Origin of the sequence: Azospirillum argentinense (assembly GCF_000632475.1) — a bacterium.
Lineage (GTDB): Bacteria > Pseudomonadota > Alphaproteobacteria > Azospirillales > Azospirillaceae > Azospirillum > Azospirillum baldaniorum.
Genome location: NZ_CP007794.1, coordinates 714,162 through 738,020, shown reverse-complemented (window position 1 = coordinate 738,020; position 23,859 = coordinate 714,162). Strand labels below are relative to the sequence as shown.

General features: G+C 69.3%; 25 protein-coding genes. 21 read left to right on the top strand and 4 right to left on the bottom strand.

What is annotated here, in order from left to right:
* Positions 1-4: 4 nt before the first annotated feature.
* Both ABAZ39_RS17495 and ABAZ39_RS17490 read left to right on the top strand, forming a co-directional pair.
* A complete protein-coding gene (locus tag ABAZ39_RS17495; RefSeq protein ID WP_040134168.1) occupies positions 5-934 on the top strand; it encodes an NAD(P)/FAD-dependent oxidoreductase in 930 nt (309 codons plus the stop codon).
* Between the two features lie 336 nt (positions 935-1,270).
* Positions 1,271-1,462, top strand: coding sequence for a hypothetical protein (locus ABAZ39_RS17490; RefSeq protein WP_014198714.1), 192 nt, complete (start codon positions 1,271-1,273; stop codon positions 1,460-1,462).
* Between the two features lies 1 nt (position 1,463).
* Here ABAZ39_RS17490 and ABAZ39_RS17485 read toward each other — a convergent pair whose 3' ends face one another.
* A complete protein-coding gene (locus ABAZ39_RS17485) occupies positions 1,464-1,832 on the bottom strand; it encodes a chaperone modulator CbpM (protein WP_051658212.1) in 369 nt (122 codons plus the stop codon).
* A 1-nt stretch (position 1,833) separates the two neighbouring features.
* Positions 1,834-2,742 carry a DnaJ C-terminal domain-containing protein gene (locus ABAZ39_RS17480; RefSeq protein ID WP_040134167.1) on the bottom strand — a complete coding sequence of 303 codons (909 nt, stop codon included), beginning with the start codon at positions 2,740-2,742 and terminating at the stop codon, positions 1,834-1,836.
* 248 nt (positions 2,743-2,990) lie between these two features.
* Between ABAZ39_RS17480 and ABAZ39_RS17475 the strand changes: the two genes are divergently transcribed.
* The 12 genes from ABAZ39_RS17475 to ABAZ39_RS17420 all read left to right on the top strand — a co-directional run bounded on the left by ABAZ39_RS17475 (position 2,991) and on the right by ABAZ39_RS17420 (position 15,663).
* Positions 2,991-3,995, top strand: coding sequence for a zinc metalloprotease HtpX (locus ABAZ39_RS17475; protein WP_051658211.1), 1,005 nt, complete (start codon positions 2,991-2,993; stop codon positions 3,993-3,995).
* A 156-nt stretch (positions 3,996-4,151) separates the two neighbouring features.
* Entirely contained in the window at positions 4,152-6,140 is a 1,989-nt protein-coding gene (locus ABAZ39_RS17470) for a PP2C family protein-serine/threonine phosphatase (protein WP_040134166.1), read from the top strand.
* Positions 6,141-6,343: 203 nt separating this feature from the next.
* Entirely contained in the window at positions 6,344-6,964 is a 621-nt protein-coding gene (locus ABAZ39_RS17465) for a cytochrome b (RefSeq protein ID WP_081863122.1), read from the top strand.
* Between the two features lie 219 nt (positions 6,965-7,183).
* Positions 7,184-9,013 carry an autotransporter domain-containing protein gene (locus ABAZ39_RS37000; RefSeq protein ID WP_247881710.1) on the top strand — a complete coding sequence of 610 codons (1,830 nt, stop codon included), beginning with the start codon at positions 7,184-7,186 and terminating at the stop codon, positions 9,011-9,013.
* 147 nt (positions 9,014-9,160) lie between these two features.
* Positions 9,161-9,988 carry a universal stress protein gene (locus tag ABAZ39_RS17455; RefSeq protein ID WP_040134165.1) on the top strand — a complete coding sequence of 276 codons (828 nt, stop codon included), beginning with the start codon at positions 9,161-9,163 and terminating at the stop codon, positions 9,986-9,988.
* Positions 9,989-10,080: 92 nt separating this feature from the next.
* On the top strand, positions 10,081-10,332 hold the full coding sequence (locus ABAZ39_RS17450; protein ID WP_040134164.1) for a hypothetical protein: 252 nt from the start codon (positions 10,081-10,083) through the stop codon (positions 10,330-10,332).
* Positions 10,333-10,499: 167 nt separating this feature from the next.
* The gene (locus tag ABAZ39_RS17445; protein ID WP_040134163.1) at positions 10,500-10,691 is read left to right on the top strand and encodes a DUF2934 domain-containing protein; all 192 of its coding nucleotides are present in this window, start codon (positions 10,500-10,502) and stop codon (positions 10,689-10,691) included.
* 33 nt (positions 10,692-10,724) lie between these two features.
* Complete coding sequence (locus ABAZ39_RS17440; RefSeq protein WP_014198726.1) at positions 10,725-11,132, top strand: Hsp20/alpha crystallin family protein; 408 nt, start codon at positions 10,725-10,727, stop codon at positions 11,130-11,132.
* An 11-nt stretch (positions 11,133-11,143) separates the two neighbouring features.
* The gene (gene lon / locus ABAZ39_RS17435) at positions 11,144-13,561 is read left to right on the top strand and encodes an endopeptidase La (RefSeq protein WP_247874636.1); all 2,418 of its coding nucleotides are present in this window, start codon (positions 11,144-11,146) and stop codon (positions 13,559-13,561) included.
* 92 nt (positions 13,562-13,653) lie between these two features.
* Complete coding sequence (locus ABAZ39_RS17430; protein ID WP_040134161.1) at positions 13,654-14,487, top strand: DUF2076 domain-containing protein; 834 nt, start codon at positions 13,654-13,656, stop codon at positions 14,485-14,487.
* Between the two features lie 159 nt (positions 14,488-14,646).
* Positions 14,647-15,180, top strand: a complete 534-nt coding sequence (locus tag ABAZ39_RS17425) for a MarR family transcriptional regulator (protein WP_040134160.1) — start codon at positions 14,647-14,649, stop codon at positions 15,178-15,180.
* Between the two features lie 78 nt (positions 15,181-15,258).
* Complete coding sequence (locus ABAZ39_RS17420; protein WP_040134159.1) at positions 15,259-15,663, top strand: NifB/NifX family molybdenum-iron cluster-binding protein; 405 nt, start codon at positions 15,259-15,261, stop codon at positions 15,661-15,663.
* 4 nt (positions 15,664-15,667) lie between these two features.
* Here the strand turns inward: ABAZ39_RS17420 and ABAZ39_RS17415 are convergent, their stop codons facing one another.
* Entirely contained in the window at positions 15,668-16,360 is a 693-nt protein-coding gene (locus tag ABAZ39_RS17415) for a sensor histidine kinase (protein ID WP_040134158.1), read from the bottom strand.
* Positions 16,361-16,604: 244 nt separating this feature from the next.
* On the opposite strand from ABAZ39_RS17415, the gene ABAZ39_RS17410 reads away from it, so the two are divergent.
* Entirely contained in the window at positions 16,605-17,627 is a 1,023-nt protein-coding gene (locus ABAZ39_RS17410) for an esterase-like activity of phytase family protein (protein ID WP_040135438.1), read from the top strand.
* 33 nt (positions 17,628-17,660) lie between these two features.
* Here ABAZ39_RS17410 and ABAZ39_RS17405 read toward each other — a convergent pair whose 3' ends face one another.
* Positions 17,661-18,242 (bottom strand): LabA-like NYN domain-containing protein, encoded by a 582-nt coding sequence (locus tag ABAZ39_RS17405; RefSeq protein WP_040134157.1) that lies wholly within the window; start codon positions 18,240-18,242, stop codon positions 17,661-17,663.
* A 297-nt stretch (positions 18,243-18,539) separates the two neighbouring features.
* Between ABAZ39_RS17405 and rpoZ the strand changes: the two genes are divergently transcribed.
* The 6 genes from rpoZ to lepB all read left to right on the top strand — a co-directional run bounded on the left by rpoZ (position 18,540) and on the right by lepB (position 23,810).
* Positions 18,540-18,986 (top strand): DNA-directed RNA polymerase subunit omega, encoded by a 447-nt coding sequence (gene rpoZ, locus ABAZ39_RS17400; RefSeq protein WP_035679203.1) that lies wholly within the window; start codon positions 18,540-18,542, stop codon positions 18,984-18,986.
* A 106-nt stretch (positions 18,987-19,092) separates the two neighbouring features.
* The gene (locus ABAZ39_RS17395; RefSeq protein ID WP_040134156.1) at positions 19,093-21,264 is read left to right on the top strand and encodes a RelA/SpoT family protein; all 2,172 of its coding nucleotides are present in this window, start codon (positions 19,093-19,095) and stop codon (positions 21,262-21,264) included.
* Positions 21,265-21,304: 40 nt separating this feature from the next.
* The gene (locus ABAZ39_RS17390) at positions 21,305-21,727 is read left to right on the top strand and encodes an HIT family protein (RefSeq protein WP_040134155.1); all 423 of its coding nucleotides are present in this window, start codon (positions 21,305-21,307) and stop codon (positions 21,725-21,727) included.
* Positions 21,728-21,826: 99 nt separating this feature from the next.
* Positions 21,827-22,579 carry a pyridoxine 5'-phosphate synthase gene (locus tag ABAZ39_RS17385; RefSeq protein WP_040134154.1) on the top strand — a complete coding sequence of 251 codons (753 nt, stop codon included), beginning with the start codon at positions 21,827-21,829 and terminating at the stop codon, positions 22,577-22,579.
* Positions 22,576-23,043 (top strand): holo-ACP synthase, encoded by a 468-nt coding sequence (acpS, locus tag ABAZ39_RS17380; RefSeq protein WP_040134153.1) that lies wholly within the window; start codon positions 22,576-22,578, stop codon positions 23,041-23,043. The genes ABAZ39_RS17385 and acpS overlap by 4 nt, the downstream gene beginning before the upstream one ends.
* On the top strand, positions 23,040-23,810 hold the full coding sequence (gene lepB, locus ABAZ39_RS17375) for a signal peptidase I (RefSeq protein WP_014198741.1): 771 nt from the start codon (positions 23,040-23,042) through the stop codon (positions 23,808-23,810). Before acpS ends, lepB begins: the two co-directional genes overlap by 4 nt.
* The last annotated feature ends 49 nt before the right edge of the window (positions 23,811-23,859 follow it).

Here is a 23,859-nt window from a genome sequence, read left to right as displayed (position 1 = left end):
AGCGATGACCGCCGCATCCGAAGAACAGCGTCTGGACACCCTGATCGTCGGCGGCGGCCCCGCCGGGCTGACCGCGGCGATCTATCTGGCGCGCTACCGCCGCCGCTTCCTGGTGGTGGACTCCGGGGCCAGCCGGGCCTCCTGGATTCCGCTGTCCCACAATCATGCGGGCTTTCCCGACGGGGTGACCGGTGACGAGCTGCTGGCCCGCATGCGCGCCCAGGCGGAGCGCTACGGCGCCCGGATCGTGCCGGGAACGGTGACGGCGGTGGAACGGGACGACGATGGTTACCGCGTGCGGACGGAGGACGGGCGGCAATTCCGCGCCCGCACCGTGCTGGCCGCGACCGGCGTGATCGACCGCGAACCGGAACTGCCCAACCTGTATCAGGCGGTGCAGCGAGGGCTGGTCCGCCATTGCCCGATCTGCGACGGGTTCGAGGTGACCGGCCACCGCATCGGCGTCATCGGCCACGGCACCGGGGCCCTGGGGGAGGCGCTGTTCCTGCGCACCTATTCCCGCGACATCACCGTGCTGACGCTGGGCGAGCCGATGAATCTGGAGGAGGCGGAGGAGCGCCGCATGGCCGAGGCCGGGCTGCGCGCCGTCGAGGAGCCGGTGGTGGAAATCCATACCGAGGGCGGGCGGATCGCCGCCCTGACCACGGCGTCCGGCGAGCGGCTGACCTTCGACACGCTGTATTCCGCCCTGGGCTGCCACCCGCGCATCGAGCCGGTGAAGGGGTTGGGCGTGCGCATCGGCCCGGACGGGCGGCTGGTCACCGACGGGCACCAGCAGACGGGGATCGAAGGGCTCTACGCCGCGGGCGACATCGTGGAGGGGCTGAACCAGATTTCGGTCGCCATGGGACAGGCTGCGATCGCCGCCACTGCCATCCATCGCCGACTCCTGGCGGAGGACGGGGACCTCTGAGGGGCGATGCCTCCCTGGCGGGTGGCCAGCGGCACCGGGCAAAGTGTCGCATTTGACATTAATGAGTGGTAATACCAAACCAATGGTTTGAGCTATGCTCTTGGTTTGATGGAGCTTCCAGGAAGGGCATAAAGGGTTATGCCTTTTGGGCTCGGCCGGACGTTTACACCTGATTAAGAATTTGGGCTTTAGGACTTTCGCCATTGCGAAAGGCGGTCCGTGCGGCTGGGTGTGGCCCGGCGCACAGCGGGACGAGCGAAGGGGCGGCATGATGGCGCCATCAACCAACCCGCCGATCAACCCGGGCAGCCTGCCAGAACGAACGGAACCTGCTCCATGGCCCAATCCGTGACCCGCGCGCTTCAAGCCATCAAACGCCACAACGCCAAGCCGGAGCAGATCGACCACGCCATCCTCAGCGCCATCAACGTGACGCTGTGCATGCAGTCCGGCGGCAACGACCGGGTCGCGGAGGGCTTCAACCAGGACATCGCGCTGAGCGGACGGGCCTTCGGCGTCCGGAGCTGACCTACCCCTCCTTTTCCTCCCGCTTCCGCAGCTCGTCCTGCAGGAGATAGCGGGCCTCCGGCGGCAGATCGCCGATGGCTTCGGCCAACACGCGCAGGCGGCGCCGCAGCCCATAGACGGTGTCCAACAGCGACAGCACGACCGGCATTGCCTCGTCGTCGAGCGCCAGATCCTCCCGCAGATCGCAGATCATCTCCAGCCGGGCCACGTCGGCCGCGCTGAAGACGAAACCGGTCCCCTCGTGCCGCGGCCGCAGCCAATGCCGCTCCACCCACACCGTCAGCTGGGCGGAGGAGACGCGCCGGCAGGTGGCCAGCACCTCCTCGGTCCGCCATGCCCCGCCGTCCTGGTCCATGCCGTTCCGGTCCATCTCACGCGGCCTCCATGTCCCGTCTCGGGTTGTGGTCGGTCTTCCAATCCCGGACGAACGCCTCCAGCGCCGGGTCGGGCGCGTCGGGCAGGGCGATGCGCAGGGTCACATACTGGTCGCCGCGCGCGCCGTTCGCTCCGGGCAGTCCCTTGCCCTTCAACCGCAGGCGCGTGCCGTTGTTCGCCCCCTTCGGAACGGTCAGCATCACCGGCCCGTCGATGGTCGGCACGCGGACCTTGCCGCCCAGCACCGCCTCGGCCAGCGTCACCGGCAGGTCGAGCTGGATGTCGTCGCCGTCGCGCCGGAACCACGGGTGGGGCGTGACCTTGACGGTCACCAAAGCGTCGCCGGGCGGACCGCCGTTGCTGCCGGGCAGGCCCTGGCCCTTCAGGCGGATGGTGCCGCCATCCTCCAGCCCGGCGGGCAGATCGATGTCCAGCGTCTTCCCGTCCGGCATGGTGACGCGGCGCTTGCCGCCCTTGGCCGCCGCCAGGAAATCGACCGTCAGCGCCATGCTGAGGTTGCCGCCCTTCATCGGCATGGCGCCGCCGCGGGCGAAGCCGCGCCCGCCGAACAGGTCGGAGAAGATGTGTTCCAGATCGTCCGACGCGAATCCTTCGGCGTGGGCGTAGCGGGCGCCCGCCGGGCCTTCGGCGAAGTCGCGGTAATATTGGCGCTGCGGCCGTTCCTGACCGGAGTCGTCGATCTCCCCGCGGTCGAAGCGGGCGCGCTTGTCGGCATCCGACAGCAGGCTGTAGGCGGCGCTGATGTCTTTGAAGCGCTGCTCGGCCTCCGCCTTGCCGGGGTTGAGGTCGGGATGGTGCTTCTTGGCCAGCTTACGGTAGGCCTTGCGGATTTCGTCGTCCGAAGCGGTGGGGGATACGCCCAGAATCTCGTAAGGATTGCTCATGGCGATGACCGTGATTGGAAAGCGGGGGTCAGCGGCTGACGGGTGAGCACGTTTGACGTGTATGTGTTCGACGCACCCCCGCAAATCAAGAGGGTTGGCCTTTCGTTCGGCGCACGGCGCCTGTGCTTGCGGCCGGGATGACGACGGGGCGGCGCGCGCCAATATGAGGCGGGCCGGACTTGGGTTCGCCGGACTTGGGTCCGGTTGAACGGTTTCAAAGGGAGATGGTCAGGGAGGAAGCCCCCGTCATGCCGCACACGCACCGGTCTTTCATGCCCACGGATCAGGCGGCCGCCGACCTGCGGCGGCGCCACAAGATCGCGAACGTGTTGCAGTCCCTCCTCCTGCTCGGCGGCATGGTGCTGCTGCTGGCGCTGTGCGGGATGATCCTGGCGGGGGTGGAGGGGGTGCTGTGGGCGCTGCTCGGCGGCGCCGTCAGCCTGCTGTTCAGCCCGCGCCTGTCTCCGCGCATGGTGCTCGGCATGTTCGGCGCCCGCCGCCTGACCCATGCGGAGGCCCCGGTCCTGTTCGACGCGCTGGCCGCCATCGCCCGTCGGGCGGAGCTGCCCGCGGTTCCGGAACTGTGGTACGTCGCCAGCCCGGCGCTGAACGCCTTCGCCGTGGGCAGCCGCCGCCGGTCGGCCATCGCAATCACCGACGGGCTGCTGCGCGCGCTCAGCCTGCGCGAACTGGCTGGCGTGCTGGCCCACGAGGTCAGCCACGTGCGCAACAACGACCTGACCGTGATGGGGCTGGCCGACACGGTGACCAGCCTGACCCGGCTGATGTCGGTCTTCGGCATGGCCCTGCTGATTCTCAACCTGCCCCTGCTGATGATGCGGCAGGAGGCGATTCCCTGGCTGCTGGTGCTGCTGCTTATCGCCGCACCCTGGATCGGCGTCCTTCTGCAACTCGCCCTGTCGCGCACCCGGGAATTCGACGCCGACCTCGACGCCGCCCACCTGACCGGCGACCCGGAGGGCGTCGCCTCGGCGCTCGCCCGGATCGAGCGGCTTCAGCACAGCCCGTGGGAGGGGCTGCGCTTTCCCGGCCGCCGCCGGGCGCAGAACATCCCGTCCCTGCTGCGCACCCACCCGGAGACTGAGGAGCGGGTGCGCCGCCTGATGGCGCTGCGCACCCCGCCGCCGGTCCTGCCTGGGCTCGGCGCCCATCCCCTTCATGCCCCGCCGCCGCTCGCCATGCCGGCGGCGCTGCGGCGCCCGCGCTACCGGATCGGCGGCTACTGGTACTGAAGGTTACAAGGCCGGCGTCCGCCTCTCCTGGACTCACACTGCCCGGCTGGGTAGAACCGACGGGCGCGGTCGGGCAATTTTCCCAAATCCCAGGCTTGTCCGGGGACGGCGGAGCGCCTGCGGCGGTCGGTTGGCTACAAAAGGCGGGTCCCCTCCATGACCTTTCAAGGGCGTTTGGTCCTCCTGATCTCCGGGCTGGTGACGCTGGCGGTGGCGCTGGTTACGATCCTGCTGGCCTGGACGACCCATTCGGCGATCCAGTCGCGGGTGGAAGCGGACGGCCGCGGTGCGGCGACCCTGCTGGCCCGCAGCGCCACCCTGGCGCGCGAGGTTCCGCGCGACGTGGAGGCGCTGCTGGGCGACCGGCTGCTGTCGGAGGCCACGCTCGCCGCCCATCTCGTGGCGGTGATGGAGGCGGGCAAGGCGCCGGTCAAGGCGGTGACCGACCGGCTGAAGGCCGTCGCGGACGGCGGCGGGCCGGATGAGATCTGGGTCACCGACAACCGGGGTCGCGCCTATCTGCACAACATTCCCGGCCCCGACATCACCTTCGGCCCCGACGCCCGTGCGCAGCCGCGCCAGGCGCCCTATTACGGCCTGCTGAACCGCGCGCCGGAGAAGGTGGTGACCGACGCCGCCACCGAAGGCGGCAAGCTGATGAAGTTCGCCGGCGTGGCCGGCGTCGACAAGCCGCGCATCGTCCAGGTCGGCGCCGACGTGCGCCGGCTGGGCGACATCGCCCGCAAGGCCGGGGTGGACGGCGTGATGGCCTCCCTGCTGGCCGGCGGCACGGTGGAGGGTGCGTGGCTGCTGGAGCGGGATGGCCGTCTCGCCGTGCACGCCACCGGCCCCAGCGCCGGGCCGCTGTCGGAACGGGCGGTGGAGGCGGCGAAGGCCGCCGCGGCGGCCGGCGAGACTGGCCTCCTGCGCGAGGGTGACCGCCTGACCGCCTTCGCCCCGGTGCCGGCGATGGCGGGGCAGGGGGCGGCCGGGCAGGGGGCGGGGATCGCGGTGGTCCGCCTGTCGGCGGAGGACCTGTCCTCGGTGGTCGGCCGCCATGTGAAGATCGGCGTGCTGGTCGGTCTGCTCGTCCTGGCGGCGGGCGTCTACGGCGCCGTCCGCTTCGCGCGCAGCCAGATGGCCCCGATCGAGCGGCTGGGCGAGGCCGTCGCCGCCGTGGAGGCCGGGCGCTTCAACCCCTTCACCCTGAACGAGGCGATGGAGCGCAACGACGAGATGGGCCGCCTCGCCCGCGTCTTCCGCAGCATGGCGCTGGAGGCGTCCTACCGCGAGGAGACGCTGGACGCCCAGCTTCTGATGCGCACGGCCGAGCTGGAGACCCGCACCGAGAAGCTGGCCGCCGCCGAACACCTGATCGAGGAGGAGCAGCGCGCCGCCCGCGACGTGCAGGCGAACCTGCTGCCGCAGCAGCTTCCCGCCGGGCGCGACAGCCAGTTCTTCGGCCTTCTGGTTCCAGGCCCGGCGGTCAGCGGCGACTTCTACGACGTGATCGAACTGGACGAGCGCCATTGCCTGCTGGTGGTGGCTGGGGTATCCGGCTGGGGCGTGCCGGCGGCCTTCCTGATGCTGCTGGTGCGCGGCGCGATCCGCGAGGCGGCGGCCCGGCCCGGCATGACCCCCGCGGCCATCCTGGCGGCGGCCAACGACCGGCTGTGCGGGCAGAGCCCCTTCGACGGCTTCGCCACTGCCTTCGTCGCCCTTTACGACCGCGAGACCGGAATGCTCAGCCATTCCAGCGCCGGCAACCGCGCGCCCTGCCGCATCCGGGCGGACGGTAGCGTCCTGACCCTGGCCGACGCGGGTGGCCCGGCGCTGGGCGTGCGCAAGGGCATCCCCTACGGCGAGGCGGTGGCCCGGCTGGAGCAGGAGGACACGCTGTTCCTGTGCACCGAGGGCGTGCTGCGGGCGGTGAACGCCCAGCGCGAGCCGTTCGGCGAGGAGCGTCTGGCCGCCGTCCTGCACCAGGGCCGCGGCCTGTCGGCGCGCGACCGCTCCGAACTGCTGCTGCGCGCGGTGGAGGCCCATGTCGGTCCGGGCGGGCAGACCGGCGACATCGTGTGCCTGACCGTCCGCCGCCTGCTGCCCGCGTCCGAACTGGCGCCGGAGTCCGAAGCGGCGGTTTGACGCCCTTCGGCGACGGCCGGCGGCGAGAACGTTTCCTCTGATCGGGGTGATCCGGCTGGCCCGCCGGGTCACCCGTGCGACCATGGCGGGGAGCCGCGCGGCACTCCCATCTCAGTTCTGGGTTCCGCCGTTCAGCTTCGGTTCAGTCGCCCCCGGACAGGATCGGCAGGACTTGCCTGTTTCTGCCGATGAGGGGACTTCCGATGTCCAACGCTTACTCCGAGGCCGCCGCCCGGCCGCCCGTCAAGACCCGCCCCGTCAAGACCCGCCCCGTCAAGACCCGCCCCGTCAAGACCCGCTACGACGGGGTGATGCTGTTCCTGCACTGGAGCGTCGCCCTGCTGATCCTGGTGGCCTTCGCCATCGCGCAGGGGCGCGGGCTGGTGCCCCGCGGGCCGGAGCGGACCGCCCTGATGGACCTCCATCGCTCGCTCGGCGTCCTCGTGCTGGCGCTGGTGGCGCTGCGCATGGTCTGGCGCGCCGTCAGCCCGCCGCCGCCGATGCCCGCCGACACCGCGCCGCTGCTTCTGCTGGCGGCCAAGGCCGGGCATCTGGCGCTCTATGCCCTGATGATTGCCGTGCCGCTGGCCGGCGTGACGATGACCCAGGCCCATGGCCATCCCGTTACCTTTTTCGGCCTGTTCACCCTGCCGACGCTGGTTGGGGAAAACCATGCCTTTGGCGACATCCTGGAGAAGCTGCATGAGCTTTTCGGCACCGCCATCATCGTGCTGGCCGGCCTGCACGCGGTGGCGGCCCTGGTCCACCAATATGTGCTGAAGGACGGGACGCTGAGCCGCATGCTTCCCTGGGGAAACCGCTGAGCTGAGAAAAGGGCGGGCGGCGCCGGCACCGGAGTGTCGGTGGGCGCCGCCCGCCGAGTGGTGAGGTCCTGCCTCCTCCATGGATGGACCCATGCTCGGGTCCCCCATGGTCTGATGAACCCGCCCAAGCGGCTTCTCTTCCCGACGCAATGGCGGTACCGCCCCCCGCTTTGACGCACCACCCCTGTTTTCCGGCTGTCCAGCGGGGGAGGTGAGGCGGTGACGGGTAAGGCGATTCGTATGGCGGCGGGAGCTGCGTTGCTGGCGTCGGCGCCCGCCGGTGCGGTGCCGTTCGACCGGGTGTTCGTCTTCGGCGACAGCCTGTCCGACACCGGCCGCGTCTATGAGCTGACGCGCGGCGCCATTCCGCAGAGCCCGCCCTATTACGACGGGCGTTTCTCCAACGGCCTAGTCTGGGTCGAGCGGCTGGCCCCGCTGATCGGCAGCCAGCCCGACCAGAAGACCAACTTCGCCTATGGCGGTGCCGAGACGGGCACCCTGTCGCAGACCGGCGTGCCCGGCATCCAGGGGCAGGTTGGACAATTCCTGCTCAGCCGACCGAGCGGCACCGGCGGCGGGCTGTTCGCGGTGTGGGCGGGCGGCAACGACTATTTCAACCGCGTGACTGCCGGGTCGGACCCGTCGGGCCTCGTCACCCAGACGGTCGGCAACATCGTCACCACGGTGGAGCGTCTGGCGGCGGTTGGCGGGAAGACCTTCCTGGTGCCGAACCTGCCGGACCTCGGCACCATCCCGGACACCCGCAATTCCGACCGCGCCGCCCTGCTGAACGCCGTCACCGCCTCCCACAACACGCTGCTGTCGCAGGCGATGGCCGACGTGGAGAAGCGGCTGGGAGTCACCGTCGTGGTGGCCGACGTCAACGCGCTGTACCGCGCGGTGGCGGCCAACCCGACCGCCTACGGCTTCACCAACACCGTGACGCCCTGCCTGTCGAACAACGCGCCGACCGGCGCCTGCGGGACCGAGGCGCAGGCCGACCAGACCGTCTATTGGGACGAGATCCACCCGACCCGCGCCGCCCATCTGCTGATCGCGCAGTACATGCAGGGCGCCCTGCTCGCGCTGAACGACGCGGCGGAGACGGTGGCGATGCAGCCGGAGCTGGCCTTCGAAGCGACGCGGAGCTGGCACCGCGCGCTGCTCGGCTCCATCGCCGGCCCCGCCGCGACGCGGGTGGAGGCGCCGCTCGGCAATGGCGAGCTGAGGGCCTTCCTGATCGGCGACGCCGCTTGGGGCCGTCTCGCCGGCACACCGGAGCGCCAAGGCTTCCGCTTCAACACCCAGTCGGGCGGCGTCGGCGCCGAATTGCCGGTCGGGCCGGCCTCGCGCGTCGGGCTGTCGGTCGGCGGGTCGCGCGGGCGCGCCAAGCTGGACGAGGGGGCGGGCACGCTGGACATGACCAGCACCATCATCGGCCTGCACGCGGTGACCGAGGCACGGGGCTTCCAACTGGCCGTTGCGGGCAGCGTCTCCTTTGACCGCTACGGCGACATCGACCGGACCACCGGCTTCGCGCCGTTCCCCAACGCCTCGGCGGACACGGACGGGCGGACCTACGCCCTGTCGGTCGCCGGGGGCTACACGGCGCAGCTCGGGCCGGTGGCGCTGGGGCCGCGGCTGGGCCTGCGCTACATCCACACGCGCATCGACGGCTATCAGGAGAGCGGCGCCGGGCTGCTGTCGCTCGGCGTCGAGCGGCAGAGCGCCGAATCGCTGGAGAGCAGCGTCGGGGCCGAAGCCTCCACCATCGTGGAGATCGGGCGGACGGTGCTTCAGCCCAGCCTGGGCATCGCCTGGGAGCACCAGTTCGCCGAGGACGCGCGCACTGTCACCGTCCGCCTGCCCGGGGGGGCCGCCAACAGCGTGAGCCCGAGCGGCGATGGCCGCGACTCCCTGGTGATCGGCGCCGGCCTGTCGGCCCAGCTCTGGCAGGCGGTCAGCGCCACGGTGGGTTACCGCGGCGAACTGTCGGGGGCGGACGGGTACAACCACGCCTTCACCGCGCGCTTGCGGATGAGCTTCTGAGGAAACGCCTATTCCATCCTTCCGGAAGGCTTTTTCCTGCTGGCGTTGCGGCGCCGCAAGAGGAACAATCGGTGCCGGTGCGTCGCCCCCGGGCACGCCCGCCCGAACAAGAACAACGGCCCGGACAAAAGCAAAGGGAGGAGTTTCATGGCCTACAAGCACATCCTCGTGCATCTCGATTCCGGCCCGCAGGTGGAAACCCGCCTCGACGCGGCCATTGCGCTGTCGAAGACCAGCGGCGCCTTCCTGCGCGGCCTGTTCGCCCAGCCGGACCGCAGCGCCACCAGCGTCATCGCCCGCCGCTCCAGCGACCATCTGGAACAGGCCGCCGCCCGCAGCGAGGCGATGTTCCGCGACAAGCTCCAGGCGTCGGGCCTGCGGGGCCAGTGGCACGGCCTGACCCACGGCGAGCACAACCACGTCATCCGCGAGGTCATCATCTGGTCGCGCTTCGCCGACCTGACGGTGCTCGGCCAGTTCGACCGCAGCGCCCCCGCCGACGGCGTGGCGCCGGAGGAGCTGAACGAGCAGGTGGTGCTGAATTCGGGCCGCCCGGTGCTGGTGCTGCCCTTCGCGGGGACCTTCCCGGTGATCGGCAAGCGCGTCGCCGTCGCCTGGAACGCCGAGCGCGAGGCCGCCCGCGCCCTGTCCGACGCCATGCCTTTCCTCCAGGCCGCCGACGAGGTCACCGTCATCACCGTTCTGACACAGGCCGCCCCGCCGGCCGGGACGGAGCCGCAGCGCATCGGCCTGCTCGATCATCTGGCGCTGCACGGCGTGACGGCCGACCAGACGCATTTCACGGTGACCGACATCGGCGCCATGGACGCGCTTCTCGCCCGCAGCATCGATTCCGGGGCCGATCTGCTGGTGATGGGCGCGCACGGCCATTACGGCTTCCCCTTCCTGCACCGCGGCGGCGGGACGCGCCATGTCCTGCGCACCTGCCCGGTGCCGCTGCTGCTGTCCCACTGACGCCGTCCGGTTGACGGAAAGGAGCGGCGGGCTTTCCTCCGCCGTGCCGGGCGGCCATGTAGAGGCTTCCCGGCACCGGCTGGAGAGCGTGCATGTCCTGGCTCCGCGTCTTCCTGATCGCCTGTCCCGTCATCGTTCTGGCGGCGCTGTTCGTCGCCTGGGCGGCGACGGGCTTCGACCTGTTCGGCCTCAGCCTGCCGGGCCTGCTCGCCCTGGTCGGCGGCGCCGTGCTGACCAGCGCCGTCGCCATCGGGCTGATGGCCCTGGTTTTCCTCAGCAACCGCAGCGGCCACGACGAGGCGGCGGGCCGCCCCGATCCCACGGACGGGCCGGACCGGCTCTAAAGCCCCGATCCCGAAAGGGGCCATTGCCCCTTTCTTCCGTCTGATGTCCGCATGGTCGGCGGAACGCCTGCGACTCCCTGCCGTTGCTGAAGGGACGAAGGAGCCCCGGTTCTTGCGGCCGGACAGGCCATGCCTGCGGCCGGGGCGGGAAGGAGGGGAACGCCGCGATGGACGAACACCGCATCCGCCACCGTGCCTACGAGATCTGGGAGCAGGAGGGGCGCCCCGAAGGCCGCCGCGCCGAGCATTGGGAGCGCGCCCGCCGTGAACTCCAGAAGGAGGACGAGCGGGCGAAGGAGCAGGGTCCCGAACCGCGCGACCTCGCCCGAGCCTCCGCGGATTCGGGCGCCGGCATCTGACGTCCATCACACCTGCCATCCCAAGGAGACGCCATGCCGCCCCGCCGTGATCCCGCTTCCTTCATGTGGTCGGAGGCCGTCGAGCTGCTGGACCGTGCCGAGCGGCTGCACCGCCAGTTCTTCCGCCCGGCCCCGCCCGGCCCGCGCCGCGCCTGCTGGACCCCGCCCATTGACGTCTACGAGACGGAGGACGCGGTGACCATCGTCGTCGCCCTTCCCGGCGTCGGCGCGGAGCAGCTTCACGTCGCCGTCGAGGACGGCGTTCTGGTGGTTGCCGGGGAGCGGACCCTGCCGCTGGGCTGCGACGGGATCATCCACCGCCTCGAGATTCCCCACGGCCGCTTCGAGCGGCGGATCGAGCTGCCCGCCGGGGCCTTCCGCATGGGACGGCGCGAGCTGTCGGCGGGCTGCCTCGTGCTGACGCTCGACAAGATGGGATGAAGGACGTTCGAATGACTGATGAGCACGCTGCCGAAGCGACGCCGACTCCCCAGACGCCGCCCGTCTCGCCGTCCGCCTCCGGGCTGCCGGAGGATGTGATCCCGGTCATCCCGGTCCGGAACCTTGTGCAGTTTCCGGGGGTGGTGCTGCCGGTGACGGTGGGGCGGGCGCGCTCGGTCGCCGCGGCGCAGGAGGCGGCCCGCACCGAGCGGCCGGTCGGCATCCTGCTCCAGCGCGACGAGGCGGTGGAGGACCCGACCGGAGCCGACATGCATCGCGTCGGCACGACCGCCAGCATTCTGCGCTACGTCACCACGCCCGACGGCTCGCACCATCTGGTGTGCCAGGGGCAGCAGCGCTTCCGCATCGTCGAATGGGTGCCGGGCCATCCTTTCATGGCCGCCCGCGTGGAAATGATCGAGGAGAGCGACACCGCCACGCCGGAGGTCATGGCCCGCTTCCTGAACCTGCGCAACGAGGCGGTGGAGGCGCTGCAACTGCTGCCCCAGGCCCCGCAGGAGCTTCTGGCCGCTGTCCAGGCGCTCGAAAGTCCCGGTGAGCTGGCCGACATGACCGCCAGCTACATGGACCTGAAGCCCGCCGAGAAGCAGGAGGTGCTGGAGACCATCGACCTGCCGGAGCGGCTCGACAAGGTCGGCGGCCTGCTCGCCCGGCGGATCGAGGTACTGCGGCTGTCGCGCGACCTCCGCGAGCGCACCCGCGAGGCGATGGACGAGCGGCAGCGTGAATACCTGCTGCGCGAGCAGCTCCGCGCCATCCAGAAGGAGCTGGGCGAGGCCGACGAGGGGCGTCAGGCCGAGATCGGCGAGCTTCAGGACGCCATCGCCAAGGCCGGCATGCCGCCGGACGTCCGCGAGCACGCCGAGAAGGAACTGCGCCGCCTGGAGCGCATGCCGGAGGCGGCGGCGGAATATTCGATGGTGCGCAGCTACCTGGACTGGCTGATCGAGATGCCGTGGGACCGCCGGTCGGAATCCCGCATCGACATCGCCGAGGCGCGCCGCATCCTCGACGAGGACCATTACGGGCTGGAGAAGGTCAAGCGCCGCATTCTGGAATTCCTGGCGGTGCGCAAGCTGAACCCGGAGGGGCGCAGCCCGATCCTGTGCTTCGTCGGCCCGCCGGGGGTGGGCAAGACCTCGCTCGGCCAGAGCATCGCGCGGGCGACCGGGCGGGCCTTCGCCCGCGTCTCGCTGGGCGGCGTCCATGACGAGAGCGAGATCCGCGGCCATCGCCGCACCTATGTCGGCGCGCTTCCCGGCAACATCGTCCAGGCCATCCGCAAGGCTGGTACGCGCGACTGCGTGCTGATGCTGGACGAGATGGACAAGCTGGGGCAGGGGTTCCACGGCGACCCCTCGGCCGCCCTGCTGGAGGTGCTGGACCCGGAGCAGAACGCCACCTTCCGCGACCATTACCTGGGCGTGCCTTTCGACCTGTCGAAGGTGATGTTCATCGCCACCGCCAACATGCTGGACACCATCCCCGGCCCGCTGCGCGACCGCATGGAGGTGATCGAGCTGTCCGGCTACACCGAGGACGAGAAGCTGGAGATCGCCAAGCGCTACCTGCTGGCCCGCCAGCTCACCGCCAACGGGTTGACGGCGGAGCAGCTGGAGATCCCCGACGACACGCTGCGGGCGATCATCCGGGACCACACGCGGGAGGCCGGGAACCGCCAACTGGAGCGGCTGATCGGCGCGGTCGGGCGCTTTGCCGCCGTCCGCATCGCCGAGGGCGAGGTCGAGCGGATGCGGGTCGAGCCGGCGGACCTGACGGCGATCCTCGGGCCGCCGCGCTTCGAGAACGACGTGGCGATGCGCACCAGCGTGCCCGGCGTGGCGACCGGCCTCGCCTGGACGCCGGTCGGCGGCGACATCCTGTTCATCGAGGCCAGCCGCTTTTCCGGCTCGGGCCGGCTGATCCTGACCGGCCAGCTGGGCGAGGTGATGAAGGAGAGCGCCCAGGCCGCCCTCAGCCTCGTCAAGTCGCGGGTGAAGGACCTCGGCCTCGACCCGGAGGGGCTGGACCGTTTCGACATCCACATCCACGTCCCGGCGGGTGCCATCCCGAAGGACGGGCCGTCCGCCGGGGTGGCGATCTTCACGGCCCTGGTGTCGCTGCTGTCCGGGCGCTGCATCCGCTCCGACACGGCGATGACCGGGGAGATCAGCCTGCGCGGTCTGGTGCTGCCGGTCGGCGGCATCCGCGAGAAGGTGGTGGCCGCCCAGCGCGCCGGGCTGAAGACGGTCATGCTGCCCGCGCGCAACCGCAAGGACTTCGATGACATTCCGGCGGCGGTGCGCGAGCGGCTGAGCTTCGTCTGGCTGGAGCGGGTGGACGACGCCGTCCGCGCCGCCCTGGTGTCGGAGCCCTCCGTGGAGGCGGCGGAGCGCAAGGCCGGGTAGCGTTCTCCGCAGGGGCCGGAACCCTTGCGCACCGGGGGTGCGGTGCGCCACATCAATGGCGCGCCCGCACGGAGCGCGCACAGGAGACGATCATGACGCCCGAGGAACGCACCCTCCTTTCCGATCTGTTCACGCACCTGCGCGAGGTGGAGAACCAGCCCCGCGATCCGGAGGCGGAACGCTTCATCCAGCAGATGATCCAGGGCCAACCCGCCGCCGCCTACTACATGGCGCAGTCGGTCCTGGTGCAGCAGCAGGCGCTGACCGCCGCCCAGCAGCGCATCGAGGATCTGGAGCGGCAGGTGAGGGAGGCGCAGTCCCGCGCCCAGCAGACCCAGGCCCAGCCGTCCGGCGGCAGCTTCCTGTCCAACGCCCTGGGGCTGGGGCGCAGCCCGTGGGCCGGCGGCGGCAACCGTTCGGCGGAGCCGCCCGCTCCGTCGCCCCAGTCTCCCCAGGGGCCGGCCTACAACCCGATGCAGCCGCCGATGCAGCCGCCCGGGGTGCCTTCGCGCAGCCCGTGGGGGGCCGCTCCGCAGGCCGGCGGGCAACCCGGTTACGGCCAGCCCGCCTATCCGCCGCAGCCCGGATTCGGCCCGCAGGGCTACGCGCCGCGCGGCGGCGGGTTCCTGAGCGGTGCCGCCCAGACGGCGGCGGGCGTGGCCGGCGGCATGCTGGCGGCCAGCGCCATCTCCTCGATGCTCAGCCATTCTCCGGGTCCGTTCGGCGAGGCCGCAGCGGCGGCGGGCCAGACGGCCAGCCATGGCGAGACGATCATCAACAATTACTACGGCGACTCCGCGGACCAGGGTGCGGACCAGGGCGTCCCGCCGGAGGACAACAACCTCCAGAATGTCGACTATCAGACCGACGATTCCTCGTTCGATGACGGCGGCGGCGATGGCGGCGGAGACGACAGCTGGATCTGACCTTATCCAGTCCTTGGCGGAAGGTGTGCCAACCTTTGGGAAAGGTCCGGTGCGCCTTCATGCCGCCATCACAGTTAATATAAATTAAACAGTTAGGTCCCTACGGTGCGTTGGGCAAGGCAGGCCATATTCCCCGATCCCCACGCAGAACCGAGGCCCATGACGACGCTCGTTCAGCCCCAGCCGACCGAAGACGCCGAGCGCAACGACGCTGAGCGCAAGGCGTCCGCCACCCAGATGTACCATGAGGTGGCGCGGATCATCGAACGGATGCACCGCCGGTTCCTCGACGTTCTGCGAATCGAGCTGTCGCGCATCGGCATCGACGACATCAGCCCGGTGCAGGTGATGATGCTGCTGAACATCTCCAACGGAGAGATCAGCGTGCGCGATCTGATCGAGCGCGGCTATTACCTCGGCTCCAACGCCTCCTACAACCTGAAGCAGCTGGTGGACAGCGGCTATGTCGACCGCTCCGCCTCGCCGCGCGACAAACGCGCCGCCCGGCTGAAGCTGTCGGCCAGGGGGCTGGAGCTGTGCGAGCGGCTGCGGCACATGGCCTCGGTCCACTCCGATGGTCTGATCCGCACCGACGGCGACAGCCAGGACTTCGAGGTCACCTACCGCACGCTGCGCCGTCTGGAGCGCAAATGGACGGATGTCATCCGCTCCGACGAAACGGAAATCCTCTGACGCGCATTGACCTCCCTCAGTGTGCGTGGCGCTGCGCCGTGCCACGGTAAGGCCGCTGGGCTTTATGGGGGAAGTGGGATGAAGTTCGCCGTCGGCACGCAGGATTACCGCAGCATCGCCACCCATGGCGGCCGCACCCGCCGCTTTCTGGTCTTCGAGGCCGAGGCGGGCGGCGAGCCCGTCGAGATCAATCGGATCGAGCTGGCCGAGGACGAGGTCCTTCACCTTGCCGGGGATGGGCGCCCGCACCCCATCGACGCGGTACGGGTGGTCATCACCGGCTCGTCCGGCGAGGGCTTCATCAACCATATGAAGCGCCGCGGCATCGAGCCGGTGACCACGCTGGAGACCGATCCGGTGCGGGCGATTCGGGATTGGTTCGCAGGGACCGTCAGGACGGCCCCGCCGCCCGAGCATCCCCACGAGCATCACGACCACGGCCCCGAGAACGCCCCGCACGAGTGCCACGGGGCGCCGGCCTGAGTCGTCACACAGGGAAGGACACGCTGGCGGTGGTGCCGGCGGCGTCGCTTTCCGTGTTCAGCGTGTCGCCGAGCTGGGCGGCCAGCGCTTCGGCCAGCATCAGCCCATCTTCGGCCGTCGTGTCGAAGCCGGCGGGCAGGGCGCGCCCGTTGTCCTCGACGATCAGGCGGGCCCGCCCGTTGTTCTCCTGCGTCACCGACACGCGGATCCAGCCTTGCTCCGGAAAGGCGTGATGCAGGCTGTTGGTGATCAGCTCCGCGGTGATCAGGCCCAGCGGCATGGCTTCGTACAGGCCGATCTGGATAGGATCGCTCTTCACCTCGATGGGCACGTTGGCGAGGCCGCCGGGCGTTCCGTGCTTCACCGCGTCGGCAAGTGATTCGATGTAGCGGCCCAGATTCACATGGGTGCCGGTGCCCGACTCGTGAAGCTGGCGATAGAGGATGGCCAGCGCTTCGATGCGCACCAGCGTCTGCTCGTAGGCGGCTCGGGCGTCCGGGTCGCGGATGCGGCCCGTCTGAAGCTTCAGCAGGCTGATGACCAGCTGAAGGCTGTTCTTGGCTCGGTGCTGAAGCTCGCGCAGTTCGGCCTCCAACTCGCGGATGCGTTCCGTGATTGGGTCCTCCGGCGCTCCCGAACCGGTGGCGGGGCGATCAGCAGGCAGGGCGACCGGCTGGGACCGGAGGGGATTGGACATCACGCAATTCTCGGCTGAGGCTGGGCAGTGTTTTACTTAGGTACAGAACAATTTATGCGCTTGAACCCACTCCCGAATTGGTTCTGAGGAAGTAACCCTCTGAGCATATCCAATTCGTTCGCCCACGTTCGGACGGAGAGGCAGGGCTTATGAGCCCGGCGGACGAACGGTCGGAATCGCGGGCAGGCGGGGCAAGCCGGAAAATGCGTTTCCCCGGCCGGCCCATCGTGGCATGAGTGCCGCCATGCGTTTGAGAACCCTTGCGATTCCCTTTTGCGCCCTGCTGGCCGTGGCCGGCGGCTGCGCCGCGGTGGCCGGAAACGGGCGATCGGCCGAATCCTCCGTTCCGATTGCGCTCGACCCGGACCGCCCGGATCTTGCGGAAGTCGGCGCCCTGCGATTTCGTGGCGCCCTCCGTCTGCCCGATGGGGCGGGCGTGGGCGGCTTGTCCGGCCTGTGGGTCAGCGACTCGGGCGACCGTTTCGTTGCCGTTTCCGACAACGGCAAGAGCGTCACGGGGCGGCTGTCCTACGACGCCCAGGGGCGTCTGGCGGGCGCCGGACACTACGATGTCCGTCCCCTGATCCTCGATAAGAGCCCGGACTACCGCAGCCGGCTCAACGACTCGGAAGACCTCATCCGTCTGCCGGACGGCGGCTGGCTGGTGCCGTTCGAGCGCAATCACCGCATCCTCCGTTACGACGGCGCCGACCGGCCCGAGGGAACCCCGCGGAAGCTTCCGGTGCCGCCCGGTCTGGAGAACGCCCCCACGAACGGCGGAGTCGAAGCGTTGGCCGCGCTGTCGGACGGCCGCATCCTGGCCATCGAGGAGGGCGACGATGATGGTGTCCGTGAACGCCACGCCTGGATCGCTCCCGCCGATCCGAAGGCGCGCGGCGACTGGCAGCCGCTGACCTACCGCGCGGCGCCGCGCTTCCGTCCCACGTCTGCGGCGCCACTGCCGGACGGCGGGGTGCTGGTGCTGGAGCGGCGGGTGTCGCTGCTGGGCGGTTGGGCGGCGCGCCTCGTCCATGTGCCGGCGGACTCGCTGCGCGGCGGCGCGACGATGGACGGGGTGGAACTGGCGCGCCTGGAGCCGCCGCTGCCGACCGACAATTTCGAAGGGCTGGCGGTGCGGCCCGGTGCGGACGGCGACCTGCTCGTCTACATCGTTTCCGACGACAACCGCAGCCCGCTCCAGCGGACCTATCTGATGATGTTCCAACTTCCGGCCGGCGCCCTGAAAGCCACCGTCGCGGGGCGCTGATCGGACAGCGCCCCCCGCGGTGAGCGGCACCGCTCAGAAGTTGGCGTAGGGGCCGCCCTGGCTGGGCATGTCCGGCACGCCCGGAGCGCCCGGATTGCCCATCGGCTCGCGGTGATGGTGGACGCGGGCGATGCTCGGGGCGAGGTCCTGAAGCTCGATGAAGTTGTCGGCCTGACGGCGCAGTTCGTCGGCGACCATCGGCGGCTGGGAGCGCACGGTGCTGATGACGCTGACCCGCACGCCCTTGCGCTGCACCGCCTCGACCAGCCGGCGGAAATCGCCGTCGCCGGAGAACAGCAGGATGTGGTCCACCCGCTCGGCCATCTCCATGACGTCGATGGCCAGCTCGATGTCCATGTTGCCCTTGATCTTGCGCCGTCCCGAGGCGTCGGTGAATTCCTTGGTCGGCTTGGTCACCATGGTGTAGCCGTTGTAGTCCAGCCAATCCACCAACGGACGGATCGGCGAGTATTCCTGATCCTCCACCAGCGCGGTGTAATAGAAGGCGCGGACCAGCCGTCCCTCAGATGCGAAGCCGTCGCGCAGGCGCTTGTAGTCGATATCGAAGCCCAGGGACCGGGCAGCCGCGTACAAATTGGCGCCGTCGATGAACATCGCCAGACGCTCTTCTTTGTAAAAGAGCTTCGTAACATCCTTCGGCAAAGTCGTATTGCGATCCAATTCCGTAATCCTTCTACGATGGATTGAATTATATGTCAGGCATACGCGAAATTGCGAACCACCAGATAAGTAACGTAGGGGTTCGTCTACGTGCGAGCAAGGGGGCGCGCGGGCGCGCGGGTGCCGCGGGCGAGGTACGGCGGGCGGACCCGACAAGGCTCGAAGCGCTTGCGCAGGCGCGAACGCATCAATATATTCGGTTGCCTTCGCAGATCCCGGAGTTGGTTTGGTATGGCCCGCGTTACCGTCGAAGATTGCGTCCTCAAGGTTCCGAACCGGTTTGAGCTGGTCATGATGGCGGCCCAGCGTGCGCGTGAGATCGCGTCCGGCGCCCCGCTGTCGATCGACCGCGACAACGACAAGAACCCCGTCGTTGCCCTGCGTGAGATCGCCGATGAGACGGTGATGCTGGAGCATCTGAAGAACGCCCTGATCAAGGGCCACCAGAAGCATGTCGAGCCGGACGAGCCCGAAGAGGAAATCGTCGAGCTGATGGCCGGCGAGCACGACTGGGCCGCCCGCGGCGACACGTCGCTGGAGGACGAGGACGGGATGAGCGAGGCTGAGGAGGTCGGCGAAGGCGACGACCTGCTGTCCGACATGGAGAGCGACCCGGCGGCGGCCTTCGGCGAGACCGAGGACGATGTCGTCGGTCGCGATGCGGACGGGGATCTCTGACGCTGACCGATAGCGACCGGCCTTGGGGGGCGGTGGCCCCCCTTTCCGTCCAAGAACCAAGACATTTGCGAAACTTCATGGCGCACGCTGCGCCGGGTCGGGTGGCATGATCCGGCAATATGAGCTTGTCGAACGCGTCAAGGCGTACGACCCCTCGGCGGACGAGGAGTTGCTCAACCGCGCCTACGTCTTCTCCATGAAGGCGCACGGCTCCCAGACCCGCGCCTCGGGCGATCCCTATTTCCTCCACCCGCTGGAGGTCGCCGGCATCCTCACCCAGCTCAAGCTGGACGCCGGGACCATCGCGACGGCGCTGCTGCACGACACGGTCGAAGACACGGTCGCCACGCTGGAGGACATCGAAAAGCACTTCGGCAAGGAGATCGCCCGTCTGGTCGACGGCGTGACCAAGCTGTCGCGCCTGGAGCTGCACAGCGAGCAGGCCAAGCAGGCCGAGAATTTCCGCAAGCTGGTGCTGGCCATGTCGGAGGACATCCGCGTCCTCCTGGTCAAGCTGGCCGACCGCCTGCACAACATGCGCACGCTGTTCCATCTGAAGAACCCGGACAAGCGCAAGCGCATCGCCCGCGAAACGATCGAGATCTACGCGCCGCTTGCCGAGCGCATCGGCATGCATCAGGTCAAGGACGAGCTGGAGGATCTCTCCTTCGCGGAGCTGAATCCGGACGCCCGCGACAGCATCCTCGCCCAGCTCTCCCGCCTGCGCACCGAGGGCGAGAACCGCGTCCAGCGGATCATCCAGGAACTCCGCGGCACGCTGGCGGAGGAAGGGCTGCCCAACGCCGGGGTCACCGGGCGCGAGAAGACCGCCTATTCGATCTGGCGCAAGCTGCAGCGCAAGAACGTCAGCTTCGAGCAGCTGTCGGACATCATGGCCTTCCGGATCATGGTGGACACGGTGCCGGAATGCTATCAGGCGCTGGGCGTCATCCACGCCCACTACCCGGTCGTTCCGGGGCGCTTCAAGGACTACATCTCGACGCCCAAGCCCAACGGCTACCGCTCGCTCCACACCGGGGTGATCGGTCCGGAGCGCAACCGCATCGAGGTGCAGATCCGCACCAGCGACATGCACGAGATCTGCGAACTCGGCGTCGCCGCCCACTGGGCCTACAAGCAGGGCGAGCCGCGCACCCAGCAGGGGCGCGAGTACCGCTGGCTGCGCGAGCTTCTGGATATCCTGGAGCACGCCCAGAAGCCCGAGGAGTTCCTGGAGCACACCAAACTGGAGCTGTTCCAGGACCAGGTTTTCTGCTTCACGCCGAAGGGCGACCTGATCGCGCTGCCGCGCGGGGCGACCCCGGTGGACTTCGCCTACGCCGTCCACTCGGAGGTCGGCGATCACTGCGTCGGCGCCAAGATCAACGGTCGGATGCTGCCGCTGCGCACACAGCTGCAGAACGGCGATCAGGTCGACATCATCACGTCCAAGGCCCAGACCCCGGTTCCGGGCTGGGAACGCTTCGTCGTCACCGGCAAGGCGCGGGCGCGCATCCGCAAGTTCCTGCGCACCCAGCAGCGCACCCAGTACATCGAGCTGGGCCGCGCCATCCTGCAGCGCCAGTTCAAGTCGGAAGGCTACGAGTTCTCGGAAAAGGCGCTGGAAGGCGTCATCAAGATCTTCCAGCAGCCGAGCGCCGACGATCTGCTGGCCAGCGTCGGGTCGGGCCTGCATTCGGGCCGCGAGGTCTTCCACGCCGTCTTCCCCGGCCACAAGCCGCATGTGGCGACGCCGAAGGAAGGCGACGACAAGAACGCCATCACGGTGCCGAAGCCCAAGCCGAAGGTGAAGGGCCACAACGCGCCGCTGCCGATCCGCGGCCTGATCCCCGGCATGGCGGTCCATTACGCCCGTTGCTGCCACCCGCTGCCGGGCGACCGCATCGTCGGCATCGTGACCACCGGCAAGGGCGTGACCATCCACACCATCGACTGCGAGACGCTGGAGAGCTTCCACGAGTCGCCGGAACGCTGGATCGACGTCGCCTGGGACATCGGGCCGGACAGCCCCGAGGAGCATGTCGGGCGCATCTCGCTGGTTGTCAATAACGAGCCGGGCTCGCTCGGTACGCTGTCCACGGTCATCGGCAAGAACGGCGGCAACATCACGAACCTGAAGATCACCAGCCGCAACACCGATTTCTTCGAGCTGCTGATCGACATCGACGTGAAGGATGCCAAGCATCTGACCAACATCATGGCGGCCCTGCGCGCCACCCCCGCCATCAACGCGGTGGAGCGGGCGCGGGGGCGGTGAAGGCACCCACCCGGTCGCGTCTATCGGAGGCAAGGGAAGCATGTCCAGCCCCACCATCTTCAGCCGCCTGATCGCCGGGGAGCTGCCCTGCGCCGTGGTGTACGAGGATGCGGAAACCTTCGCCTTCATGGACGCCGGGCAGGTCAACCCCGGCCATGTGCTGGTGGCGCTGAAGCGCCCGGCCCCGACCATCCTGGACGTCACGGAGGACGAGGCGGCGGCCCTGTTCCGCACCGTCCACAAGATCGCCCGCGCCGTCCAGGCGGCCTTTTCGCCGGAGGGGATCACGCTTCTCCAGACGAACAAGCCGGCGGGTTGGCAGACGGTGCCGCACATCCACGTGCATGTGGTCCCGCGCTATCAGAACGACGGCGCCGATCTGGTCTGGCCGCGCCATGACCCGCCCATCGAGGAGCTGAAGGCGCTCGCCGCGCAAATCGCCGCGCATCACGTCGTCGAATGACGGCGTGACGCGACGCCACGCCACCGCTATATAGCAGGGAGAACCGGTGCCCGCCGGATGCAGGATGCGGGACCGGCGCGACACCGGAGTTTCGAGCCTATGCCCCGCCCTCTGCGCCTCGGCGTGAACATCGACCATGTGGCGACCGTCCGCAACGCGCGGGGCGGGCGTCATCCCGATCCCGTGCGCGCCGCGAAGCTCGCTGCCGAGGCCGGGGCGGACGGCATCACCGCTCATCTGCGCGAAGACCGCCGCCACATCATCGATTCCGACATCGAGCGGCTGATGGCGGAGATCCGGTTGCCGCTGAATCTGGAAATGGCGGCGACGGACGAGATGCTCGGCATCGCGCTGCGCCACAGGCCGCACGCCTGCTGCCTCGTCCCGGAGAAGCGCACCGAGGTCACCACCGAAGGCGGGCTGGACGTCGCCGGGCAGATGGACAACCTCAAGCGCACCGTCGGTGAGCTCGGCGCCGCGGGCATCCGCGTCTCGCTGTTCATCGACCCGGAACCGGCGCAGCTTGACGCGGCGAAGGCCTTGGGCGCGCCCGTGGTGGAACTGCACACCGGCGCCTATTGCGACGCGCCCGCCGGGGCGGAACGCGCGGCGGAGCTTGAGCGCATCGTCCGGGCGGCCGCCCACGCCGAGGCCATCGGGCTGGAATGCCACGCCGGCCATGGGCTGAGCTACGAGACGGTGGGGGCGGTCGCCGCCATCCCGACCATCGTGGAGCTGAACATCGGCCATTTCCTGATCGGCGAGGCGATCTTCGTCGGGCTGGGCAACACGCTCCAGCGCATGCGCGCCGTCATGAAGGACGCCCGAGCGGCGGCAGGAGGCGTCTCATGATCCTCGGCATCGGGAACGACCTGATCGACATCCGCCGGATCGAGCAGTCGCTGGACCGTTTCGGGGACCGCTTCATCGCCCGCATCTTCACCGACGTGGAGCGCGCCAAGTCGGAGCGCCGCGCCGGAGCCGCCGGCAAGCACAGCGCGCGGGCGGCGACCTACGCCAAGCGCTTCGCCGCCAAGGAGGCCTGCTCCAAGGCGCTGGGCACCGGTTTCCGCAACGGCGTGTTCTGGCGCGACATGGGGGTGGTGAATCTGCCCTCCGGCCAGCCGACCATGCGCCTGACCGGCGGAGCGCTGGAGCGGCTGCAGGCGATCACCCCGCCGGGCATGCAAGCGCGCATCCACGTGACGCTGACCGACGAGTACCCGATGGCCGAGGCCTTCGTCATCATCAGCGCCGAACCGGCCGACGCTTCCGCCGACACCTCCATCACCACCTCCACGGCACCCTCCGCATGACCATGAACAGAGAGACCGCCTTGACCGGCAAATCCAAAGAGACAGGCGGCTTTGCCGAGACGGTGAAGACGGTCTTCTATGCGGTCATCATCGCCTTCGGCGTGCGGACCTTCGCCTTCGAGCCCTTCAACATCCCGTCCGGGTCGATGATCCCGACGCTGCTGATCGGCGACTACCTGTTCGTGTCCAAGTTCTCCTACGGATACAGCAAGTACACGGTCGGCTTCGGTCTGCCGCTGTTCGAGGGCCGCATCCTGGGCCACGCGCCGGAGCGCGGCGACGTCGCCGTGTTCAAGCTGCCGCGCGACAACAAGACCGACTACATCAAGCGCGTCATCGGCCTGCCGGGCGACACCGTCCAGGTGACCGGCGGCGTGCTGCACATCAACGGCCAGCCGGTGAAGCGCGAGCGGATCGAGGACTATGTGTCGCGCGACGCGCTGGGCCGCGAGGTCCGCATCGCCCAGTATGTGGAGACCCTGCCGGGCGGGCGCAGCCACCGCATCATCGAAGAGTCGGACAACGGTCCGCTCGACAACACCCCGGCCTTCAAGGTGCCGGCGAACCATCTGTTCATGATGGGCGACAACCGCGACAACTCGCTGGACAGCCGCGTTCCGTCGCAGGTGGGGTATGTCCCGATGGAGAATCTGGTCGGGCGCGCCGAATTTCTGTTCTTCTCTCTGGAGGACGGGACGCGCTTCTTCGAGGTGTGGCGCTGGCCGGCGGACCTGCGGTTCAGCCGCCTGTTCAACGCCGTGAAGTGAGCCCCGCACAGCACCGGGGCGCGGAGACCGATTATTGTGAGCCCTGAAG

Excerpts from the sequence above, each read along its gene's own strand:
- ABAZ39_RS17495 (WP_040134168.1), top strand. The coding sequence starts at position 5 with ATGACCGCCGCATCCGAAGAACAGCGTCTGGACACCCTGATCGTCGGC.
- ABAZ39_RS17490 (WP_014198714.1), top strand. The coding sequence starts at position 1,271 with ATGGCCCAATCCGTGACCCGCGCGCTTCAAGCCATCAAACGCCACAAC.
- ABAZ39_RS17485 (WP_051658212.1), bottom strand. The coding sequence starts at position 1,832 with ATGGACCGGAACGGCATGGACCAGGACGGCGGGGCATGGCGGACCGAG.
- ABAZ39_RS17480 (WP_040134167.1), bottom strand. The coding sequence starts at position 2,742 with ATGAGCAATCCTTACGAGATTCTGGGCGTATCCCCCACCGCTTCGGAC.
- ABAZ39_RS17475 (WP_051658211.1), top strand. The coding sequence starts at position 2,991 with ATGCCGCACACGCACCGGTCTTTCATGCCCACGGATCAGGCGGCCGCC.
- ABAZ39_RS17470 (WP_040134166.1), top strand. The coding sequence starts at position 4,152 with ATGACCTTTCAAGGGCGTTTGGTCCTCCTGATCTCCGGGCTGGTGACG.
- ABAZ39_RS17465 (WP_081863122.1), top strand. The coding sequence starts at position 6,344 with ATGTCCAACGCTTACTCCGAGGCCGCCGCCCGGCCGCCCGTCAAGACC.
- ABAZ39_RS17455 (WP_040134165.1), top strand. The coding sequence starts at position 9,161 with ATGGCCTACAAGCACATCCTCGTGCATCTCGATTCCGGCCCGCAGGTG.
- ABAZ39_RS17450 (WP_040134164.1), top strand. The coding sequence starts at position 10,081 with ATGTCCTGGCTCCGCGTCTTCCTGATCGCCTGTCCCGTCATCGTTCTG.
- ABAZ39_RS17445 (WP_040134163.1), top strand. The coding sequence starts at position 10,500 with ATGGACGAACACCGCATCCGCCACCGTGCCTACGAGATCTGGGAGCAG.
- ABAZ39_RS17440 (WP_014198726.1), top strand. The coding sequence starts at position 10,725 with ATGCCGCCCCGCCGTGATCCCGCTTCCTTCATGTGGTCGGAGGCCGTC.
- lon (WP_247874636.1), top strand. The coding sequence starts at position 11,144 with ATGACTGATGAGCACGCTGCCGAAGCGACGCCGACTCCCCAGACGCCG.
- ABAZ39_RS17430 (WP_040134161.1), top strand. The coding sequence starts at position 13,654 with ATGACGCCCGAGGAACGCACCCTCCTTTCCGATCTGTTCACGCACCTG.
- ABAZ39_RS17425 (WP_040134160.1), top strand. The coding sequence starts at position 14,647 with ATGACGACGCTCGTTCAGCCCCAGCCGACCGAAGACGCCGAGCGCAAC.
- ABAZ39_RS17420 (WP_040134159.1), top strand. The coding sequence starts at position 15,259 with ATGAAGTTCGCCGTCGGCACGCAGGATTACCGCAGCATCGCCACCCAT.
- ABAZ39_RS17415 (WP_040134158.1), bottom strand. The coding sequence starts at position 16,360 with ATGTCCAATCCCCTCCGGTCCCAGCCGGTCGCCCTGCCTGCTGATCGC.
- ABAZ39_RS17410 (WP_040135438.1), top strand. The coding sequence starts at position 16,605 with ATGCGTTTGAGAACCCTTGCGATTCCCTTTTGCGCCCTGCTGGCCGTG.
- ABAZ39_RS17405 (WP_040134157.1), bottom strand. The coding sequence starts at position 18,242 with ATGTTCATCGACGGCGCCAATTTGTACGCGGCTGCCCGGTCCCTGGGC.
- rpoZ (WP_035679203.1), top strand. The coding sequence starts at position 18,540 with ATGGCCCGCGTTACCGTCGAAGATTGCGTCCTCAAGGTTCCGAACCGG.
- ABAZ39_RS17395 (WP_040134156.1), top strand. The coding sequence starts at position 19,093 with ATGATCCGGCAATATGAGCTTGTCGAACGCGTCAAGGCGTACGACCCC.
- ABAZ39_RS17390 (WP_040134155.1), top strand. The coding sequence starts at position 21,305 with ATGTCCAGCCCCACCATCTTCAGCCGCCTGATCGCCGGGGAGCTGCCC.
- ABAZ39_RS17385 (WP_040134154.1), top strand. The coding sequence starts at position 21,827 with ATGCCCCGCCCTCTGCGCCTCGGCGTGAACATCGACCATGTGGCGACC.
- acpS (WP_040134153.1), top strand. The coding sequence starts at position 22,576 with ATGATCCTCGGCATCGGGAACGACCTGATCGACATCCGCCGGATCGAG.
- lepB (WP_014198741.1), top strand. The coding sequence starts at position 23,040 with ATGACCATGAACAGAGAGACCGCCTTGACCGGCAAATCCAAAGAGACA.